The organism is Brevibacillus sp. SKDU10, assembly GCF_001645205.1.
GTDB classification, from domain to species: domain Bacteria; phylum Bacillota; class Bacilli; order Brevibacillales; family Brevibacillaceae; genus Brevibacillus_B; species Brevibacillus_B halotolerans.
In genome coordinates this window covers 1-18,040 of record NZ_LSSO01000188.1, presented here as the reverse complement: position 1 = coordinate 18,040, position 18,040 = coordinate 1, and the positions used below count along the sequence as shown (strand labels likewise).

At 40.8% G+C, this 18,040-nt stretch carries 14 protein-coding genes and 14 tRNA genes; 2 read left to right on the top strand and 26 right to left on the bottom strand.

Going from position 1 to position 18,040, the window contains the following annotated elements:
* Positions 1–110: 110 nt before the first annotated feature.
* The 6 genes from opp4A to AYJ08_RS18565 form a co-directional block, all read right to left on the bottom strand.
* The gene (gene opp4A, locus AYJ08_RS18590; RefSeq protein ID WP_064018955.1) at positions 111–1,835 is read right to left on the bottom strand and encodes an oligopeptide ABC transporter substrate-binding protein; all 1,725 of its coding nucleotides are present in this window, start codon (positions 1,833–1,835) and stop codon (positions 111–113) included.
* Positions 1,836–1,877: 42 nt separating this feature from the next.
* The gene (locus tag AYJ08_RS18585; protein ID WP_064018954.1) at positions 1,878–2,873 is read right to left on the bottom strand and encodes an ABC transporter ATP-binding protein; all 996 of its coding nucleotides are present in this window, start codon (positions 2,871–2,873) and stop codon (positions 1,878–1,880) included.
* Positions 2,870–3,889, bottom strand: coding sequence for an ABC transporter ATP-binding protein (locus tag AYJ08_RS18580; RefSeq protein WP_064018953.1), 1,020 nt, complete (start codon positions 3,887–3,889; stop codon positions 2,870–2,872). Before AYJ08_RS18580 ends, AYJ08_RS18585 begins: the two co-directional genes overlap by 4 nt.
* A 278-nt stretch (positions 3,890–4,167) precedes the next feature.
* A complete protein-coding gene (tpx, locus tag AYJ08_RS18575) occupies positions 4,168–4,686 on the bottom strand; it encodes a thiol peroxidase (protein WP_064018952.1) in 519 nt (172 codons plus the stop codon).
* A gap of 95 nt (positions 4,687–4,781) precedes the next feature.
* Positions 4,782–5,309 carry a hypothetical protein gene (locus AYJ08_RS18570; protein ID WP_064018951.1) on the bottom strand — a complete coding sequence of 176 codons (528 nt, stop codon included), beginning with the start codon at positions 5,307–5,309 and terminating at the stop codon, positions 4,782–4,784.
* 314 nt (positions 5,310–5,623) lie between these two features.
* Entirely contained in the window at positions 5,624–6,451 is an 828-nt protein-coding gene (locus AYJ08_RS18565; RefSeq protein ID WP_064018950.1) for a lipid II flippase family protein, read from the bottom strand.
* 356 nt (positions 6,452–6,807) lie between these two features.
* On the opposite strand from AYJ08_RS18565, the gene pyc reads away from it, so the two are divergent.
* On the top strand, positions 6,808–10,254 hold the full coding sequence (gene pyc, locus AYJ08_RS18560) for a pyruvate carboxylase (protein ID WP_064018949.1): 3,447 nt from the start codon (positions 6,808–6,810) through the stop codon (positions 10,252–10,254).
* A 75-nt stretch (positions 10,255–10,329) separates the two neighbouring features.
* Here the strand turns inward: pyc and ytfJ are convergent, their stop codons facing one another.
* The 6 genes from ytfJ to AYJ08_RS18530 form a co-directional block, all read right to left on the bottom strand.
* The gene (ytfJ, locus tag AYJ08_RS18555) at positions 10,330–10,797 is read right to left on the bottom strand and encodes a GerW family sporulation protein (protein WP_064018948.1); all 468 of its coding nucleotides are present in this window, start codon (positions 10,795–10,797) and stop codon (positions 10,330–10,332) included.
* Positions 10,770–11,441: a DUF2953 domain-containing protein gene (locus AYJ08_RS18550; RefSeq protein ID WP_064018947.1), complete on the bottom strand. Its 672-nt coding sequence runs from the start codon at positions 11,439–11,441 to the stop codon at positions 10,770–10,772. Before AYJ08_RS18550 ends, ytfJ begins: the two co-directional genes overlap by 28 nt.
* A 59-nt stretch (positions 11,442–11,500) precedes the next feature.
* The gene (locus tag AYJ08_RS24820; protein ID WP_064018946.1) at positions 11,501–12,583 is read right to left on the bottom strand and encodes a 3D domain-containing protein; all 1,083 of its coding nucleotides are present in this window, start codon (positions 12,581–12,583) and stop codon (positions 11,501–11,503) included.
* A gap of 179 nt (positions 12,584–12,762) precedes the next feature.
* A complete protein-coding gene (locus AYJ08_RS18540) occupies positions 12,763–12,963 on the bottom strand; it encodes an alpha/beta-type small acid-soluble spore protein (RefSeq protein WP_003338677.1) in 201 nt (66 codons plus the stop codon).
* 479 nt (positions 12,964–13,442) lie between these two features.
* Positions 13,443–13,985 carry a YkoP family protein gene (locus tag AYJ08_RS18535; RefSeq protein WP_064018945.1) on the bottom strand — a complete coding sequence of 181 codons (543 nt, stop codon included), beginning with the start codon at positions 13,983–13,985 and terminating at the stop codon, positions 13,443–13,445.
* Positions 13,986–14,343: 358 nt separating this feature from the next.
* On the bottom strand, positions 14,344–15,063 hold the full coding sequence (locus tag AYJ08_RS18530) for a TerC family protein (protein WP_064018944.1): 720 nt from the start codon (positions 15,061–15,063) through the stop codon (positions 14,344–14,346).
* Positions 15,064–15,326: 263 nt separating this feature from the next.
* Between AYJ08_RS18530 and AYJ08_RS18525 the strand changes: the two genes are divergently transcribed.
* Positions 15,327–16,469 (top strand): sensor histidine kinase, encoded by a 1,143-nt coding sequence (locus AYJ08_RS18525; protein WP_064018943.1) that lies wholly within the window; start codon positions 15,327–15,329, stop codon positions 16,467–16,469.
* A 322-nt stretch (positions 16,470–16,791) separates the two neighbouring features.
* Here AYJ08_RS18525 and AYJ08_RS18520 read toward each other — a convergent pair.
* From AYJ08_RS18520 to AYJ08_RS18455, 14 genes are all read right to left on the bottom strand, one after another.
* Positions 16,792–16,865 (bottom strand) — tRNA-Gly (locus tag AYJ08_RS18520).
* A 9-nt stretch (positions 16,866–16,874) separates the two neighbouring features.
* Positions 16,875–16,961 (bottom strand) — tRNA-Leu (locus AYJ08_RS18515).
* A 12-nt stretch (positions 16,962–16,973) separates the two neighbouring features.
* A tRNA-Pro gene (locus AYJ08_RS18510) sits at positions 16,974–17,047 on the bottom strand.
* Positions 17,048–17,063: 16 nt separating this feature from the next.
* Positions 17,064–17,140, bottom strand: a tRNA-Arg gene (locus AYJ08_RS18505).
* A gap of 5 nt (positions 17,141–17,145) precedes the next feature.
* Positions 17,146–17,221: transfer RNA gene (locus AYJ08_RS18500), tRNA-Gly, on the bottom strand.
* A 9-nt stretch (positions 17,222–17,230) separates the two neighbouring features.
* Positions 17,231–17,306, bottom strand: a tRNA-Lys gene (locus tag AYJ08_RS18495).
* 5 nt (positions 17,307–17,311) lie between these two features.
* A tRNA-Tyr gene (locus tag AYJ08_RS18490) sits at positions 17,312–17,396 on the bottom strand.
* A gap of 9 nt (positions 17,397–17,405) precedes the next feature.
* Positions 17,406–17,481: transfer RNA gene (locus AYJ08_RS18485), tRNA-Thr, on the bottom strand.
* 36 nt (positions 17,482–17,517) lie between these two features.
* Positions 17,518–17,594: transfer RNA gene (locus tag AYJ08_RS18480), tRNA-Asp, on the bottom strand.
* Positions 17,595–17,600: 6 nt separating this feature from the next.
* A tRNA-Met gene (locus AYJ08_RS18475) sits at positions 17,601–17,677 on the bottom strand.
* 17 nt (positions 17,678–17,694) lie between these two features.
* A tRNA-Val gene (locus tag AYJ08_RS18470) sits at positions 17,695–17,770 on the bottom strand.
* 7 nt (positions 17,771–17,777) lie between these two features.
* Positions 17,778–17,854 (bottom strand) — tRNA-Glu (locus tag AYJ08_RS18465).
* Positions 17,855–17,863: 9 nt separating this feature from the next.
* Positions 17,864–17,939: transfer RNA gene (locus AYJ08_RS18460), tRNA-Thr, on the bottom strand.
* A gap of 1 nt (position 17,940) precedes the next feature.
* A tRNA-Asn gene (locus tag AYJ08_RS18455) sits at positions 17,941–18,015 on the bottom strand.
* Between the last annotated feature and the right edge of the window lie 25 nt (positions 18,016–18,040).

Genomic DNA, 18,040 nt, shown 5'->3' with positions numbered 1-18,040 from the left:
TGCCAGGGTGAACACCGCAATGGAGATCAGAATCAGAATTGGAATCATGGTTAAAAATCTCCGCAGCGCAAACGCAACCATTCGTACACTCCCCTTGTTCTACAGCTGTTTTAGTTGGTAACCCACCATTTATGAGTATCTATTTGATTGGTAAAGGAGTTGGTGCGAACACCTTGTAGACGTTTGTTGACTGCAGTGATATCCTTTCGAGCGTGCATGATAATCATCGGCACTTCTTCGTTAACCAATTTTTGCCACTTATAATAAACCTCTTTGCGATAATTTTCATCAAAAGCTTTCTCACTGATTCCTTCTTCAATCAATTTATCTGATTCTGGATTTACCCATCGAGGATAATTCCAGAGATCATCTGCTTTCCATAAGCCTGTTGGATCAGGATCATTTGCTAACGACCAAGCTCCGGCGAACACCTCCACACTTGGCTCATCTTTTTCGACTGTTCGATAAAAGAGGTTAAATTCTTTTAATGCTCCACCATTTAGTTTTGCATCCAATCCTACCTCTTTCCAGAATTGCATGACTGCTTGTGCTCGAGGCTCAGCAGTCTCATCACGTGTCATCGCATCATAATTAATTGTGAATTTTTTACCTTGAGGATCTTCACGGAATCCGTCCCCATTAATATCTTTATATCCAGCCTCATCAAGCAACTGCTTTGCTTTCTCAGGATTATATTCGTACGCATTAATTTGATCAGCCGGAACCTTTGCCCAGCTTACAGGTGGCATTGGTGAGTTAAGCGGTTCAGCCTTGCCATTTTCAAATGCCTCAGCCAACGCCTTACGGTCCAGAGCATAGGCCATTGCTTGGCGTAACCGCTTATCAGCAAATTTTGGATTATCCATTACATTTTTCCTTTGCTTTTCATCCCAGTGACCTAGCTTAAATCCAATATAGCTATACGCAAGCTCATCCTGTTCCTTCAATATCAAATTATCATTTTTTTCTATCTCTTTAACCTGGGAACGAGGAATTGCCATAATGTCAACTTCGCCTTTTTTCAACAAGCTATTTGCTAATTTTCCATCAATAACTTTATATATAATCCCATCCAAATGAGGTTTGCCTTGCCAGTAATCATCAAAGCGTTCTAATTCAACAAACTCACCTGGTTGAATTTTTTTCACTTTAAAGGGTCCAAGTCCAATCGGTTGCTGACGAACTTTTGGAGAATTTGGGAGGTCTTTTACAGAAATGCCTGCATAATATTTTTTGGGCATTGGATTCGACCAAATATTATCTAAGAAATTCACCATCGGCTTTTTCAGTTTGATTTCAATATTATACGGATCAATAATTTTTACACCGGAAATGGTTTTTGCAATTCCCTTATTGTATTCATCCATTCCTTCAATCATTTTTACATTAGAATAGCGTGAGCCTTTATAATCCTTATGCCCTATTACCTCAAAGGCATATAACCAGTCCTCTACCGTTAACTCATCACCATTGTGCCATTTTACACCCTTTTTAAAGGTAAACGTATAGGTTAAATGGTCGGTGCTTTCTTTCCAAGAAGCAATTTTCGCATAGGTTTTTAAATCATCTCCTGTATCCAGCAAGGAGTCTGTCATAAAGCGCAGGATGCGATCGTCGTCATCTCCTTCATAAAAGCCACGATCCAATAAGCCTTGAAACGGACTTTCATAAGCATAGACAATTTTTCCACCATCCTTAGGCTGCTGTTCAGTGGCAGTTGCTTGTGTTGGCTCAGTTGATTTGGTTTGTGTTGTATTAGCCGGCTTCGAACAGCCTACTACGCCCATCGATAAAGCTAAAAGAGCTGATAGGACAATCATATTTTTCTTTTTCATGTAATAAATCCCCCTTACTATATTCTGATTAGAGTTAGTTGACTAATATAAATGGCAAGCAACCTGATGTCCTTCACTCACCTCCTTTAAGCTCGGTTTTATCTCTTTACACTCCTGCTTCACGTATGGACAGCGAAGATGAAACGCACAGCCACTAGGCGGCTTCTCTGGTGAAGGAACATCCCCTTGTAAAATAATTCTCTCTCGATTGAATCTAGCTCGTGGATCTGGTACAGGAATTGTAGATAGTAGCGCTTGTGTGTATGGATGCAATGGCTCTTTATACAAGCTATGCTTATCGGTCACTTCTACTAACCGCCCGAGATACATAACCCCTATCCGATCACTAATATGTTTAACAACGCTTAAGTTATGAGCGATAAACAAATAGGATAATTTAAATTCCTCTTGCAAATCCTGCAAAAGATTCAAGACCTGTGATTGGACTGATACATCCAAAGCCGAAACAGGCTCGTCTGCCAAAATTAATTTAGGCTTTAGTGCTAACGCTCTTGCAATGCCAACCCGTTGACGTTGACCACCAGAAAATTCATGAGGATATTTATAATAAGCTTCTTCTGGTAACCCGACACGTATAAGCAGTTCCATTACCTCAGCTTTTATATCTTTTTCCGGTCGATTGGTGTAATTTCGGATTGGTTCAGCTACCAGATGTCCTACCATCATCTTAGGATTTAATGAAGCATAGGGGTCTTGAAAAACCATCTGCATATGTTGGCGAGTATCCCACAGCGGTTTGCCTTTCATGCTTGTAATGTCCTTATTATCAAAGTGAATGCTACCTGCTGTCGGATCGGTTAACCGCAAAATGGTTCGTCCTGCTGTCGATTTTCCACAGCCAGATTCCCCTACCAGTCCAAGTGTTTCTCCATCTCTTAGGACAAAGGAAATATCGTCGACTGCCTTCACTTCTCCAATTTTTCGTTTAAATAACCCGCCCGTGATGGGATAATATTTTTTTAGGTTCTTAACTTCTAACAACGTCTTGCTTTTTGTATCAGCAGTGGTTTGGTTCATAGCGACGCCTCCGCAATTTCGTTAGGTTGGCTTTGAGGGTAAAGTAGGCAACGAACTTTATGTGAATCACCAATATCGCCTAGCTCTGGCGAGACCGCGGTACACTCTGGCATGACCATTGGACATCGGGAAGCGAATCTACATCCTGTCCTTGGCATGTTGACCAGTGACGGCACTATCCCCTTTATGGAATACAGTCGGTCTTTGTCTTCATCGAGCTTTGGAATAGATTCTAACAAGAGCTGTAGGTATGGGTGCTTTGGCTCATAGAAAATTTGGTCCACACTGCCTTGCTCCACAATTTTACCGGCATACATGACCATTACTTCATCTGCCATTTCAGCTACTACTCCTAGGTCATGTGTAATCAGCATGACAGACATCCCGCTCTTAGATTGAATGTCGCGTAATAGTTCTAAAATCTGTGCTTGAATCGTAACATCCAAGGCAGTCGTAGGCTCATCGGCAATCAGTAGCTTTGGCTGACATGCAATGGCCATGGCGATCATAACCCGTTGCCTCATTCCTCCCGAAAGCTGATGAGGATATTGGTCCACCAGTTTTTCCGGCCGCGGGATTCCAACATGTGAAAGCAATTCAATGGACCGAGTTCTCGCTTCACTTTTCGAAATTTTCAGATGATTGAACAAAACCTCTTCTATTTGGAACCCGATCGTAAACACGGGATTTAAGGCTGTCATCGGCTCCTGAAAGATCATCCCCAGCTCTTTCCCACGTATCTTATTCAATTCATCCGCTGTGAGTCCCACCAAATTTTTATTTTGGAAAAGAATGCTTCCGTTAGCCACTCTTCCTGTTTCCTTTGGCAGCAATCCCATAATGGATAACGACATGACACTCTTTCCACACCCTGATTCTCCAACGATACAAATCACTTTGCCAGGATCAACCGAAAAGGAAACACCGTCCACCGCATTATAAAATTGTTTGTTAATGCGGAATCCAGCTTCTAGGTTAGAGACTTCCAGCAAAGGTTCTGTCTGCTTTTTCTCCATACGTCACCTGCTTTGCACGAGTAGTTGAATGAATTATGAGATAAATTAAAATTTTATAAAAACATTTTTATCCATATTATGGGGTAGCACATCTATAAAAGTCAATAATTTTACCAATTGTTATCAATTATTCATGCAAAAAAACCATTTAAAATCTTTATAATTAAATGCTAAATTTTTTTACTGTACTTAACTTTTCCAAATATAAAAAAGCCCTCTCGAATTCGAGAGGGCTTTTCCTTTCCTTTATGAATAAAGAAACCGCGAATGCTTTTTCCTTATTTTGCTGCTTTTACCGCTTCAATTGCTGCTTCGTAATTAGGATGCTGGCCTACTGCTGGCAAATATTCTACGTAAACAACTTTATCATTAGAATCTACTACGAATACGGCACGGGACAATAAACGAAGTTCCTTAATAACTACCCCATAAGCCAAACCGAAGGAAAGATCGCGATGATCTGATACCGTTTGAACTTTATCAATGCCAGCCGCTCCGCACCAACGTGTTTGCGCAAATGGCAAATCAACAGAAACGGTCAAAATTGTTACATTGTCTAGCTTCGCTGCCTCTTCATTAAAACGGCGAGTTTGTTGATCGCAAACACCTGTATCTAAGGATGGCACTACAGAAATAAGACGGACCGTTCCTTTGGAATCAGCCAGTGTAACTGGGCTTAGGTTGTTTGCAAGCACGGAAAACTCAGGAGCTGTATCTCCCACTTTAATTTCTGGACCTAGCAGTGTAACTGGTTGATCTTTAAAAGTAACGACACCTTGACGTTCAATTGCAGACATAGATAGCCCTCCTCTAACTTTGTAACTATGTAGTACAATTATCATACATGTTTTTTTGAAACTTTTCACTATCAAAAAGTTTAAAAATGTAATTCTTAATGTAAATAGCGTTTAGGTTTATATTTTCTAGGTTCAATCTTTACAATTTCTTTAACCTCATGTTCAAATAGCCCGTCACTTTTCAGATTTAACTCATGACATCGCAGAATAGCGTGATAGAGGGCAAAAGTAAAGCTTACGCCCTTTAGTACATAGCTGCTAATCATCTTATCAGGATCAAGAGTATTCACAATCTCTATCTGATAATCGTGCTTCTCTGATCCGATGGCCGCCATATACCCCATATCCTTTAGCACTCCGCCAACATCAAAGATACCATTATCATCGTAATCAAATGCACCTGATCCCATCACCATTAAATCGAGTAGTTGAACCACGCTCATCCGCTCTATATGTAGGGGTCTAGGCAGTGAAATCACAGAACCATCCTCGTTAACCACGTATACTTTATCTCGATAGCCAAAAATAAATTCACTGGGATCAGTATCTTGAGCAAATAACCACTGTTTTCGTGGAATAAGTAATCTCCAAATCTCCACTGGCTCTCTTCTTAGCAGGTCCATATGATTCCCTCCTCTCCCCATTTTGGACAAAAAAAAGAAGCGGTAAACCGTTTCATGCTGAATACACCGTCCAGATCAGGATTAGATCAATTTAATTTTATCATCCGTCTTACAGCACCTAACATAGGCAGAAATTTATTTACTCTTTAAAAATAACCCTGATTACTGCCTTTTTTCACGTCTATCAGAATTTTCTCTGTACACCCCCAGAATTCACCCTAGATAAAACAACAAAAAAAGCGCATTCCCCATTTTCGAGAGGAATTGCGCCGTTACAGACCGCATGTACATGCCAGTTCTCTTCTTTTTTCTTACTAAATATGTGGTGCAATCAGTGATATTAAGTAGGCAAATGGAAATAGTAAAACTTGTGCAATTACTGTACCGACCAACCGTCCAGCACCGAGGTGAAAAACCGTAACCTTTAGATCCCTATAAGGTCGGGCATCGCTAACTACATCATCAAGCAGCTTTGAACAAATCGGATCAACAAAAATAACCAATAAAATGGTTCCTACCCCATTAATGACCGTAGCCATTTGGTTTGCTACCGTACGATGATCAGGTACAAGAACCCCTGCATACAGCGAAGATAAGATAGCAATGGAATAAAAAGAAAAAATAACGGCATTCATCCAAAAGAAATTAGCACCGATGCGGGTTTCTTTTATAATCTGCCAATTATTTCGAAACGATGGAATCCAAAACTGAGAGGGCATTTTCCAAAATAGACGCAGAATGCCTTCACTACGAAAAATTTTAGGGACACTGCCATGCTTATCCAATTTGCGTGTACCAATGGCCAGCACACGTGCAACGGTAGGCAACAGAAACATCCCCAGCACAATGCCCATACTCATTCCGAACAGAACAACACGAAAATTTATTAATAAATCATTGATTAACTCCTCGTAGTTCATGAGTGGAATTTTATCCTTAAAGCGTGTAACAGCTTCAAGCATAGAGGCCAACAGAATGGACTGACTCATAACAGCAAACCGGGCGAATAACACCAATATGTTGAATAGCGAAGTGGAAGCGCCAATTTTCCCTGTGCGCGCACCAGAAAGCCTCGCAGCATAAGAGACCGTTTCTACACAGCTAATCAACATGGTAACCACCACCACGATCATTAGTTTCATATTATGTATTCTCCTATTCACATTACCATAAACTGTGCAATCTATGATTCTTTTGTTCAACGCTAACCTATTTTATAATGTTTCGTAGGAGAAGAAAAGTAGGTTTCCTCTCTAATTTAGTTATTCCGATCATACTTACAAAAACAAATAACAATTAACTTCTTTATCGTTTTGTTCAAAATCCCCTTTTTTGGGTATAGTTGTAGATAAAGTCACGAATTTGTCTCATTAGCTGAAAAGGCAAGAAAAATGGTACGAAAAATAATGTAAATACAGGTGTTTTTCTGTATCATGGAAAGAAAGCACATGATAGAGATGTTTACCTACCACTTACATAACGATAGGGGAGAAAAATCATGGAGCAGAGAAAAATTAAAAGACTGCTAGTAGCCAACCGCGGAGAAATTGCGATTCGTATTTTCCGTGCCGCTACTGAGTTATCAATCCGTACTGTTGCCATTTACTCTGAGCAAGACAATATTTCACTTCATCGATTCAAAGCCGATGAATCTTACTTAATTGGTGAGGGAAAAGGCCCGATTGAAGCTTATCTGGATATCGAGGGAATCATTGAGATTGCGAAAAGACACAATATCGATGCTATCCATCCTGGTTATGGCTTCTTATCGGAAAATGAGGAGTTTGCGCGTCGTTGTAAGGAAGAAGGAATTATTTTTATTGGTCCCTCTTCCGATCTAATCAAGAAATTTGGCGATAAAGTAGAAGCCCGGAAACTGGCAATTGAGTCTGGTATCCCAGTCATTCCAGGTACAGAAGAGTCCATTGAATCGTTGGATGAAGCCTTGGAGTTTTCGCGCCAAGCAGGTTTCCCTATCATTATCAAAGGGGTATCTGGCGGCGGCGGTCGAGGCATGCGAATTGTTCGAGGACCGGAGGAATTGCAGGAAGGCTTGGAAAGAGCCCGTTCAGAAGCCAACTCTTCTTTTGGTAACGCAGAGGTTTATCTGGAACGATATCTTGAGAATCCAAAACATATTGAAGTACAAATCATAGGAGATCAGTATGGTAACTTGGTCCACTTATTTGAGCGCGATTGTTCTATTCAGCGCAGACATCAAAAAGTCGTTGAAGTAGCACCAAGTACAACACTCTCTGATGAGCTACGTGAAGAAATCTGTCAGGCCGCTCTAACCTTAATGAAAACGGCTGGTTATTCGAACGCTGGAACCGTTGAGTTCTTACTTACACCGGATAATAAGTTCTATTTTATTGAGGTAAACCCACGAATTCAGGTAGAACATACGATTACGGAGCTGATTACTGGCATCGATATCGTACAAACCCAAATTCGAGTTGCAGAGGGCTTACATTTAAGCGATCCCCAAATCGGTATTACTTCGCAAAATGACATTAAGATGAGCGGCTATGCCATCCAATGTCGCGTTACAACAGAAGATCCAGAAAACGGCTTTATCCCTGATGCCGGAAAATTGCTGGCTTGGCGTTCTGGTGAAGGATTCGGCGTGCGCTTGGACGGAAACAACGGATACCCTGGGGCTGTCATTACACCATACTACGACTCCCTGCTGGTTAAAATTTGTACCTATGCGAATACATTTGAGCAAGCCTCGCGCAAAATGCTCCGTAGCTTACGAGAGTTTCGGATTCGCGGTGTTAAAACCAATCTACCATTCTTGAAAAACGTAGTAACACATCCTGATTTCTTATCCGGTAATTACAATACATCCTTTATTGATTCGAAGCCGGAATTATTCAAATTCCCTGGTGTGCAGGACCGTGGTACACGATTGCTTAATTACATTGGAAATATCTCAGTTAATGGCTACCCTGGGCTATCTAAGGAGGAGAAGCCGCTATTTCATTCTCCTCGCGTGCCAAAAACACCGTTTGATCAGCCTTATCCAGCCGGTACAAAACAAATTTTGGAGCTGGAAGGCGTTGAAGGCTTAACCAAATGGATTCAAGCCCAAAATAAAGTTTTACTGACAGATACCACCTTCCGTGATGCCCATCAGTCCTTATTTGCTACAAGAGTGCGTACCTACGATATGCTTGCGATTGCCGAAGCAACGGGTAAAATGGGCGGAGATTTATTCTCCTTGGAAATGTGGGGCGGTGCAACATTCGATACCAGCATGCGCTTCTTGAGTGAATCACCATGGGAACGCTTGCGTCTATTGCGCGAAAAAATTCCAAATATCCTATTCCAAATGCTGTTGCGCGGAGCAAATGCGGTAGGCTACACCAATTACCCAGACAATGCGGTTAAGGCATTTATTAAAGCATCTGCTGAGAATGGTATTGATGTATTCCGGATTTTTGACAGCCTGAACTGGCTGCCTGGCATGGAGCTAGCCATTGATTCTGTACGCGAATCAGGCAAGGTCGCTGAAGCAGCAATTTGCTATACAGGCGATATTCTTGATCCAAGTCGCACCAAATACTCTTTATCCTATTACGTAGAGCTTGCCAAGCAGCTTGAAAAGGCAGGAGCTAACATCCTTGCGATCAAGGACATGGCCGGACTCTTAAAACCATATGCCGCTTACCAGCTTGTCCATGCTCTAAAGCAGGAGATCAGCATACCTATCCATCTGCATACACATGACAGCTCTGGTAATGGTGGTGCTACGCTGGTTAAAGCTATTGAAGCAGGGGTAGATATTGTAGATGCTTCCGTAAGCTCAATGTCTGGTCTTACCTCTCAGCCAAGCCTCAATGCCCTTGTAGCTCTACTAGAAGGAACTGAACGGGATACAAAGCTTGATCTAGACGGCTTCAATAAGCTATCCGACTACTGGGAAGATGTCCGTCCGATGTACCAGGGGTTTGCCAGTGATATGAAATCCACTAGTGCTGAGGTTTACCAACACGAAATGCCAGGTGGTCAGTATTCTAATTTGGAACAGCAAGCAAAGGCTGTTGGCTTAGAAGGTCGCTGGGACGAAGTGAAGAAAATGTACAGCACTGTCAATAAAATGTTTGGCGATATTGTAAAAGTAACACCGTCTTCCAAAGTAGTTGGCGATATGGCTCTGTTTATGGTCCAAAATGATTTGGATGAAGAAAATATTTATGAAAAAGGAGATCGAATTGATTTCCCAGACAGTGTCATTCAATTCTTCCAAGGCTATCTAGGGCAGCCGCCTAATGGTTTCCCAGAAAAGCTGCAACAAATTATTTTAAAAGGACGAAAAGCATTTACATGCCGACCTGGTGAATTGCTTTCCCCTATCGATTTTGACAAAGTAAAACAAGAGGTAGAAGAAAAAGTGGAGCGTAAGGTAAATGATCTGGAAGTCTTATCATACATCATGTATCCACAAGTGTTCCTACAATATGAACAAACCTCCAAGTTATATGGTGATTTGTCTAATTTAGAAACATCTACCTTCTTCTATGGCTTGCGTTTAGGTGAAGAAACCTCTGTTACGATTGAACAAGGAAAGACCCTAATCATTAAGCTAAACAATATTGGAGAAGTGCTGCCTGATGGAACACGTAAAGTAAACTTTGATTTGAATGGTCAAAACCGAATTATTACAGTACGTGATCTCTCTGCACAAGTATCAGCCTCCGTACGTTTAAAGGCTGATCGTAAAAATCCAGGCCATATTGGAGCTTCTATGCCAGGAAAAATCCTAAAGGTATTAGTAAAACCAGGCGATTCCATCTCCCGTGGACATAATTTAATTGTAAGTGAAGCAATGAAAATGGAGACTACCCTTCAGGCCCCTGCTGACGGAACAATTAAAGCTATTCACGTCAATGAAGGAGACAGTATTGAAGTAGGAGATCTGTTAGTTGAATTAGAACAATAATCATGCAGTTAAAAAAGAGCTGTTGAGGAATACTTCCTCAACGGCTCTTTTTTTATCAGTGATACTATCCACATGTTATTGCTTATCAAGCAAATCCCCTAGATCCTCATGCACTGGATGTGTATATGTTCCGGTATGTGAACAGCTTTCTTCGCTTTGATTTTTCTTACTATTACACATACCTGAGAACTTATCCACAATTTGTGGAAGCGAATCCAGGATACGATCGTATAAATGGGTCGAATTCTCCAGTGGGATAGAACGAACACCTTGTTTACCCACAACCAGAAAAGCAACTGGAGTAATAGACACACCTCCACCACTACCTCCACCAAACGGATGGCTGTGATCAGGATGATGGTCTCCAGCAATCTTGAATTCACTACCCCCAGAAGCAAAACCAAAGCCTACTTTAGAAATGGGTAAGATAACGCTGCCATCCGGTGTTTCAACCGGATCACCAATAATGGTATTGACATCCACCATATGCTTTAAATTTTCCATGGTGGTCTTCATTAAGCCCTGTATGGGGTGATCTGCCATTTCCTCGCACTCCCTTTCTTCATTTTAATTACGATACGAACTAACGCAACAATAACGTGTCCTACCCGAAAGAAAAGAACACAAGAAAGTTCGGTTCGGATGATAGTAGCATTCCACATAGGCTCTACGCTAATACGAGGCATTTCCTGCAAAGAAATGTAATAAGAGAGCATTGATGCCAGCATATTTTTAATCCCCAAAATGACACCGGTCAGAGTCCCGGTTGCTGCTGCATCGCCTACCCCGATTGTGGTTTGCCATTGTAATTTTTCACAATACACATGACGAAGAGCTTGGCATAGGATTGGGTAAAGATCCTGAACACGTTCAATCAATTCATGGACTCGATGCACCCATCGATCGACATCCTCCGTATCAATACTTTTCTTACTTTCCGCATTGGATACAACATCGCCCTTCTTCTTTATTTTAGCCATTACTTCAGGCTGGTTATTTTTATTGAAGGTGAGGTTAATCATGGGTAGCTCATAATCGATTTTAATCAATTTCCAAACTCGGATATGTATGGTTAAAACATCATGTTCCTGTTTTCGATGATAATGAAGAAAAATTTTTATTGGGGTAATCATTATTATGATCAATAGAAGAAAAAGTACAGCTAGTAATCCTAAAAACCAATTCATAAAAAAAGCCCCCCTTCGCTTTTTGTAGTATGAGCGATTTGGGAGGCAAATATGACCAGTTAATTCAAGATATACACCTTTGCTTGCTTAATTCCATGATCTCTCGCCTTTTGAGGAGAAGTCATGAACAAATCAATATGATTCTTTTTTACTTTCGATCCTATGTCAGCCGCTACAGCATACCCGTAACCCTCGATAAATAAGTGGGTTCCAAGCGGAATTACAGAAGGATCAACAGCGACAATCCCCTCGCGTAGGTCCCAGCCAAGGTAACCCTTCGTAGGTCCATTCGTGAAGTCATAGGCCGTAGTTTTTACTTGTAGGACACGTTTATAAGGAAACTCCACAGGAGCTGTATTTTTTAATGAATCCTCTTGTTTATCAGGTAAAAATAAGGAGTAATATATCTGGCTAGCCGCTTCTGCCCGAGTTACCTTCCTTTCAGGCTCCAGCTTTCCATTTAAGGCTTTTTCAGTTTTTTCATTTTGCAGGGCATATGCATATTCTCTTTGACTCCATGTAGGAACATCTTGACTGTCGGGATAGCTTTTTAATGTATGATAGGTTGTTGACCATTTTACATTATTTACTTCTCCGCTTTTACCGCTTGCTCTATTTAGAATAGCAATCAGTTCCTGTCTTTCTACTAAGTCGTTGGGATTAAGCACTCTTCTCCCGTTCTCAATGGTTCCCTGAACGATACCTAGACGAAAAGCTGTTTCTGCATAGGGAGCCGCCCAATTTTGTATAGATACGTCACCAAAGCTACTTTTTCCAGCAGTAGCCGGCTCAATTTGTTTACACTTCAAAAGCAAGACAATCAATTCGGCCATGGTAATCTCTTCATCTGGACGAAAAAGTCCATCTGCGGCAGAAATAACCTTGTTATCATATAAAGAAGTAATCTCCTTCTCAGCCGAGTGACCAGCAATGTCCTTTAGCGAGTCTCGTTCTGAATCTTCAGACCCATTTTTCTTAGACTCATCATTTACTTCTGATGCTTCAGATCTATCTGTATTCGTTTCATGTTCGTTTGTAGAAGTCGTTTCTTGCTGGGATTCATTTTTTTCTGCTGCCTGTATAACTCCTGCTTGCATTCCGAGCAAACATGTCATACACGCAATTAACATTTTCCGTAACATTCATCAACCTCCAAAAGTAAGTGTGGCAATCCGTGTTGATAAGCCTCATTCTCCATTGTATTAAATACCTAAGCTTTTTCAATGCACAAATGTTTCCATTCCTCTGATCAAAAGTCTCATGACATTTCTATAAAAAAAGACGCCCATAAAGGCGCCTTCTTCATCCAGTTATTTAATTATTAACGTCCAGCTAATTGTTGCTCAGCAAAGCTTACAAGACGTTTTGTGATCTCTCCACCAACAGAACCGTTTTGACGAGAAGTTGTGTCTGGGCCAAGTTGAACACCAAATTCAGAAGCGATTTCGTATTTCAATTGGTCAAGAGCTAGGTTTGCTTGAGGTACCAGAAGGTTGTTGCTAGATCCGTTGTTGTTTGGCATATCTAGTCACTCCAATCTAAATTTTTGGCTACCAACGTTTCGTTAGCAGCATTCAAAATGCAAAGACTCCCCTTATATTTTCAATGCTACTAACCATACCTGTAGGAATAAAAAATCTTTTTTCCAAATGACTGTTACGTCGTTTCGCCAGCTTTGTAAGTTTACTATGTGTGAATTTCATTAGCTGTATTCCTGGCAATTTTTAACCAAAAGCTTGGTAATTTCTTAGTCGATTGATCCTTTTCCTTTTATGGAAATTTTAGTATTACTAAAAAATCCTGTTATATCCTTTTAGTTGAACAGATGCTTTCGTTATTCCATTTCGTCATTTCTAAGAGGTAGAATGGTACAAAATCGTTCATTTCAAACTAGCAGTTTTCCCCAACCTGCTATGTTTTCTAACATGAACATTTAGCTATCCTGTAGGAATTAGAAAAAGTAAATTATGGCTCATACAATGATTGGCAAGCCTCTATGGGTTAAAATCGGTCGAGCAATTCTTCCTTTGCCATATATACACGTGTTAGCGGCTCCATTGAAGTAGGTGCCTTTCTTCCACTTGGATGCATCATTATTTTTAATAAAGTGAGGTACCAGCGTTTAAATCGAAAATACCAAATGTCTGGAACAGGAGATATAGAAAATCCGAGTTGTTCACTGCCTTTAAATAACAATGTTGTACCCACAATACCTTTAATCTCTCGCTCCTTTGGATGAGACTTCACCACATTCGCTAATTGAGGCAAAGACCTTTTGACTTCACGAGCTAACGCTAATCCAATTTGTACATCACTGTGTATTCCTTTGCTACGTTTAGCTAACAAATAATTATGGATATGCAACCGGATAACCAGATCTCCCTTTTGAATTACATAGCCATTTTTCGTTTCCAGCTTTTCTCCCCTGTATGGAAGGATAGTATAGCGAAAAATATTCTGTTCTCGTTGAATATAATGTAGTCTTCTGCAGCAGTGATAAATCTTATCCCATATTCCCCATAGGGTGAGCATAGCTACATTCAATGAACTTGCCTCCTTTTCACTTTTCTCGATTATTTTTTTGCAAAATCTTTGTTAGTATCACCATTTCCCTCAAAAAGTATCGAAGGTGTTTCCCTATTAGGTTGGGTAAAGATCAACTTGTCCATCGTGATACTAACCATCTATATGTTCGATTTCCTGGAATAAATGACTACAGGCAATGATCTGGGGCTATTTTTCTATTTTTAGTAGTTCAGGTATTTCAAACCTTAATTTATGCTTACAAAAGATCAAAATTTTCCCGTGACTTCCAAATGAAAAATGAATGTTACACAGCATACACTACTCTTTATGCACAAAAAAAACAGGCTAGGATAACAAACACTCCTAGCCTGTCCTTCTATATTCGATTACTACGCCATTTTCCAAGCAATAATACGACTATGACAATAATACCAGCAATAGCCTGATTAGGAATAGCAAGATAAGAGGCTATTCTCTCGTGGACAAAAGGGTCCTCCAAAAACATATGAGCAGCTGTATAAGCCAGAATACCTGTCCCTACATATAAAAGGATAGGATAACGCTCCAGCAGATTAGCAATTAGATTGCTTCCAAACATCAATAAGGGAATACTCAAAGCAAGACCGATCACCACTAAGATAACATCGCCACCGGCAGCACCACCTACAGCTAATACATTATCTAAACTCATAATAAAATCGGCCAAAATAATCGTTTTGATTGCCTGTCCACTGCTTTTGCTAACTTGTACCTCGTTTGTGTCTTCATCTCCTCTTAACAATTTAAGCGAGATGTAGAGTAGCATAATTCCTCCCACTGCTTTTACCAGAGGAATAGCAAGCATCCAAGTAGCCACAATCGTAAGTAATACACGCAAGATGATAGCACCTAACGTACCATACAGAATTGCTTTCTTTCGATCAATCGGCGAAAGCCCACGACAGGCCATCCCGATAACAACAGCATTGTCTCCACTTAGAACCACATCGATAATAAAAATATGAAATAAAGCGACTAGAGTATTTGTTTCCATGGTTTCTCCCCATTTAGTGTGAGCAGCAGTAGCAGTGTCATTTTCATTCGAGGTTATCTCCATCACATGATGTCACGCAGATCAATGTCGAATCTGACTCGCACTTTTCCTTTTTACTATTATTACTATCATTACGTTATTTGCCCATTCTTTATTCTAGTTTCTCCTTCCATTTCTCTCACATGCCAACGTTATACCACCTGACTTCATTTTACGCAAGTCTCTCACTTTTGTCGGAATTTGACTTACGATTTTATGACGAATTGGGTATTTTTTGCTTGAAAATAATTGTATTCTTGATTAGGATGAAGGAGGGTGAAGGTGTAATGGTCGATGTTACATTGCTCACATATGAGCAAATTTCCAAATTTTTAGTAACGCTAGTCCCTACAATTACGGATAAATGGTTAGATGAGTTAGAAGATCTCTTTCATCCCTATCGGGTAACATTGCCTAGAAAATTGGCTGAGAAACCTTGCTACCTAATCTCACTCTTACTTATGCGTGATGCTTATGAAGAAGACATCCGGGAATCCTCATATGAAATAGGCAACTGGTTTTGGTCTGAAAAGCTTCCTTTGTCCTTAGCCTTAAAAACATTTCAAATACTCTATCATGTATATATGGGTGAAATCCAAGCAAATATACCACTCCATTTCATTTCTTCTCAAGAGCTCTCCTTAATGGAAAAAAGATTAAAGATATTGATTGATGAAGCCTTATACCAAGCTGTGCAAAACTATGAGGATTTGGTACAAGATGAATTAAGTGAAAAGGAAGAAACCATTTCTTATTTGCACAATGATAAATTAGAAATGCTTGATAAGATTGCAGCTAATATGGCTCACGAGTTAAGAAACCCACTTTGTGCGATAGAAGGCTTTCTTAAATTAATTTTAGAAAGTACAGATGGAAACCATGTTTTGGAGAATTATGTACAGGTCGTCTTACATGAATTTGATAGCTTTCATCGGCAAATTACAGGCTTTCTAAGCTTTTGCAAGAAACCTATATTAGATGAAATATATAAAAAGGTTTCATTGACTGATTTACTTCATGAGGTGGAAATATTGTTAACACCTCGTTTGCATGCTGAGAATGTTACATTAATTATGCGTATAGAACCTTGTGATTTATATTGCTACAAGGAAGGCTTGTCTCAGGTACTCATTCACTTATTAAACAATGCTATTGATGCCGTTAGTTCAAACGCGTACAAGCATGTACAGGTATCTACATACAGACATACAGATAGTCTCACTATCATGGTCGAAAACAATGGAGAAGAAATACCTCAGGACCTTGTAGAGAAGCTTTTCCAACCCTTCTTTTCCACTAAAAACGACAACACTGGTATCGGATTATCGATCTGCAAAAACATTATTGAAAAACATAGTGGCAGTATTTATTGTGAATCGAATCGTACATCTACACGTTTTTTTATTCGCTTACCTATGCAATCTCAATAATAAAGAAGTCTTTTGCCATTACCACTAGATAAAATGGATGATCTCAAATCAATGCATAAAATGGATAATTTGCTTTAGTTTATGCATAATCATTCTATAAAAGCACATCATCCTCAGCTTCTTTCTTTTACAGCTGGAAATGATGTGCTTTTATTTCAATGATCTAATATCTAAGAACTCGTTAGTAATCAGCATTTTCCACTCAATAAATTCGTTGATATTAATTTTGATCATCTGTCATTAGTTAGGTTAATTGCCCACTATATAAGAAAAGAGTGCCCTTTTAAGGGCACTCTTTTCTTATGGTCATCTCTTATTTCAATGGAGCGGGTGATGGGAATCGAACCCACGCGACCAGCTTGGAAGGCTGGAGTTCTACCATTGAACTACACCCGCACATTATATTGGTGCCGAGGACCGGACTTGAACCGGTACGGGATTACTCCCGACAGATTTTAAGTCTGTTGCGTCTGCCTATTCCGCCACCCCGGCAAAATAAAAATGTCGGGAAGACAGGATTCGAACCTGCGACACCTTGGTCCCAAACCAAGTACTCTACCAAGCTGAGCTACTTCCCGATATATGTAATAAATATGGCGTGCCCTGAGAGATTCGAACTCCCGACCTTTTGATTCGTAGTCAAACGCTCTATCCAGCTGAGCTAAGGGCACATATATGGAGCGGACGACGGGTCTCGAACCCGCGACCTTCGCCTTGGCAAGGCGACGCTCTACCAATTGAGCTACGTCCGCATAAAAAAATGGTGAGCCATGAAGGACTCGAACCTTCGACCCTCTGATTAAAAGTCAGATGCTCTACCAACTGAGCTAATGGCTCATACATGGTGGGGAGAGACGGATTCGAACCGCCGAACCCTGAGGGAGCAGATTTACAGTCTGCCGTGTTTAGCCACTTCACTATCTCCCCATGTATAAGTGGTGCCGGCGATAGGACTTGAACCCACAACCCCCTGATTACAAGTCAGGTGCTCTACCAATTGAGCTACACCGGCAAATATGCTATTTCATACTATCATCTTTTTAAAAGATGGCGGAGCTGACGGGACTCGAACCCGCGACCTCCGGTGTGACAGACCGGCGTGAACTCCAACTTCACCACAGCTCCATACTTTGGTTGCGGGGACAGGATTTGAACCTGCGACCTTCGGGTTATGAGCCCGACGAGCTACCGAACTGCTCCACCCCGCGACAATATAAAAGTAAAATGGTGGAGGATGACGGGATCGAACCGCCGACCCTCTGCTTGTAAGGCAGATGCTCTCCCAGCTGAGCTAATCCTCCAGATAAATGGTGACCCGTAGGGGATTCGAACCCCTGTATGACAGCGTGAAAGGCTGCTGTGTTAAACCGCTTCACCAACGGGCCAATATGCTATGGTGCTCCCGACAGGAATCGAACCTGCGACCTCTTCCTTACCATGGAAGCGCTCTACCGACTGAGCTACAGGAGCATGGCTCCTCAGGACGGACTCGAACCGCCAGCCTACCGGTTAACAGCCGGTTGCTCCACCATTGAGCTACTGAGGAACATGTGAAAGAATTGTTCTTTCAA